1 protein-coding gene is annotated in these 2,647 nt (G+C 36.8%); it reads left to right on the top strand.

Annotation, left to right across the window (positions count from 1 at the left end; translation table 11 throughout):
• Window positions 1–729 precede the first annotated feature (729 nt).
• Entirely contained in the window at window positions 730–2,559 is a 1,830-nt protein-coding gene (gene ltrA, locus EG2_RS18080; RefSeq protein WP_002335621.1) for a group II intron reverse transcriptase/maturase, read from the top strand.
• The last annotated feature ends 88 nt before the right edge of the window (window positions 2,560–2,647 follow it).

The following is a 2,647-nucleotide window of genomic DNA, read 5'->3' as shown; positions in this document are numbered from 1 at the left end:
TGCGAGACGTTCCTAACTGAAAAGGTTAGGCAGTTACAACCTCGCAAAAACAAAAGTTGTAACGAGAACTGATAATTCGAAAAGTCGAATGACGGAGTAACGCCCTGAAAGGCTTTAGCTAAAACTGCGACAGGCGATAAATTATTAAGGATTTCATGGTCTGGAGCTCGCAGAAGTCGACTGAGAAGACGCCCTAATCGTATTTTGAGAATACGAAAGGAAATGCGAACTAGAGGTAGTCGAGTGTCCGATAGGTCGGGCTTCCATAAAATACTCATGGTAAGAATGTGCGAAAAGCACTGACGAAATTCTGAATGTACGTGTCTACACCGCGAAGTTGTCTAACGGCAGCTACTACAAATCGTAGGGTTTGTGGGGTGGAGTAAAACTGGTCACTATGAAACTCCCTATATCGTTACAGGCGATATCAAGCAAACAGGCACAGAGGGATTACCTAAAAGTATGATGTACGGATAGAATTATCGGAACGTCGTAAGCTGAAAACACGGATACGCTTATTCGTAAATGAAGTGTTTGTAAGGAAAAGCTTTGACTATAACTTACATTAATTTCAGTGAAAGTGGTGGCACAGTACCTACGAAACAGTGATAACAAGCTGTGGAGGGATAGCCACTAGTCAACAGTAATTCAATCTATTTGACTGTTCATGAATTAGGTTCGGGTAAGACTAAGATAGGAAAACTTCATTATTACGGAAGGAACCAACTAATGACAGTCAAAGTTAGTAACAAAAAGGCACTGAGGTTCAATGAGTATTACGATACTCAGAAAATTCAAGACGAACTCTATCAATTATCTGCCGAAGGCAGTCATGTGTTTAGAGATTTAATGAGCTATATCACACAAGAAGAAAATATTTTATTGGCTTATCGAAATATCAAAAGCAATAAAGGCAGTAAAACTGCTGGAACAAATAAAAGAACGATTATTGATGTTGGTGAAGAAAACCCATATCAATTAGTTCAATACGTTCAAAATCGATTTAACAACTTTCAACCTCACTCCATCAGAAGAGTCGAGATTCCAAAGCCAAATGGTAAAACCAGACCGCTAGGAATCCCAACAATTGAGGATAGATTAGTACAGCAATGCATAAAGCAGATCCTTGAACCAATTTTGGAAGCAAAATTCCATAAGCATTCTTATGGATTTCGACCAGAAAGAAGTTCGCACCATGCCATAGCGATATTTCAGCAATGGACATTTAAAGGATTTCACTATGTAGTGGACATTGATATTAAGGGCTTCTTTGACAATGTAAATCATGGAAAATTGCTTAAGCAACTCTGGACAATGAAAATTCGAGACAAGACATTTATTTCAATATTGTCGAGAATGCTTAAGGCAGAGGTAAAAGGCATTGGAAAATCAACCAAAGGAACCCCACAAGGTGGTATTCTTTCTCCTCTTTTAGCTAATGTGGTGCTAAACGAATTAGATTGGTGGATAGATAGTCAGTGGGACGGATTTCCAACCAAAAGAAAATACAGTAGTCTGCTGAGTAAAACTCAATCAATAAGAAAGTATTCAAACTTGAAAGAAATCAAAATTGTCCGTTACGCAGATGATTTCAAAATCATGTGCAAAGATTATCATACTGCCCAGAAAATTTTCCTCGCAACAAAACAATGGTTAAAAGTACGACTTGATTTAGACATAAGTCCTGAAAAGTCAAAAGTAACTAATCTGAGAAAAAATTATTCTGACTTTCTAGGATTCAAGTTGAAAGTGAAAAAAGGAAAAGCAAACGGATATACCAATCGAAGCCGAATGTGTGATAAGGCAAAGATTAATGCGGTAGATAAACTAAAGAACAATATCAAAACAATCGCCGCTAATCCAACTGTAGATAATGTCAATAAGTACAACTCTGTTGTTCTAGGTTTGCATAACTATTATAAAATTGCGACTCTGGTCAACTTAGATTTTGTAGATATTGCTTTCACAGTAAATAAAAGTCTTGATTGTCGAACCAAAAATATTCGCAATAAGCACGGAACGCTAACCAGTACCTATCAAAAATTCTATAAACAATATAACTGGAAGAAACGATTCATAGCGAACATGATTTTATTTCCAATAGCCGGGATAAAATTTACAATGCCAAGAATCTTTCCGAAGGACTGGAATCGATATACGCCTGAAGGTAGGCTGTTTATTCATCAAAGATTAAAGATGGATATGCATACCGTTTATTACCTGCTGGAAAATTCCAATCCGAATAAGTCTGTAGAATTTAACGATAATCGAATCTCTCTGTTCATAGCCCAACAAGGAAAATGTCATGTTAGTGGTGAAAATTTATCAAAAGATAATATGGAAGTTCATCACATTAAGCCGTTATCACTTGGTGGGAATGATAACTATAAGAATCTTGTGATTGTTACAAAAGAAACACACAAATTGATTCATGCGACTAAAAGAGAAACGATAGTTCATTATTTACCTTTGGTATTAAAAAAGGAAAGATCATTGGAAAAGCTGAATAAATTACGTGCTTTAGCTGGGAATAGTGAAATAGAAATGAATTACTGTTGATGGAACGCCGTGTGAGGGGAAACTCTCATGCACGGTGTGAAGCGGGGGAAAAGATGGAGATAACCTCAAAGTCTTACCTATCGCTATC

The organism is Enterococcus gallinarum NBRC 100675 (assembly GCF_001544275.1).
Taxonomy (GTDB): Bacteria; Bacillota; Bacilli; order Lactobacillales; family Enterococcaceae; genus Enterococcus_D; species Enterococcus_D gallinarum.
This window is presented reverse-complemented; position numbering and strand designations above follow the sequence as displayed.

Bases quoted from the DNA above. Each gene is read 5' to 3' on its own strand.
- ltrA (WP_002335621.1), top strand. From the start codon at position 730: ATGACAGTCAAAGTTAGTAACAAAAAGGCACTGAGGTTCAATGAGTAT.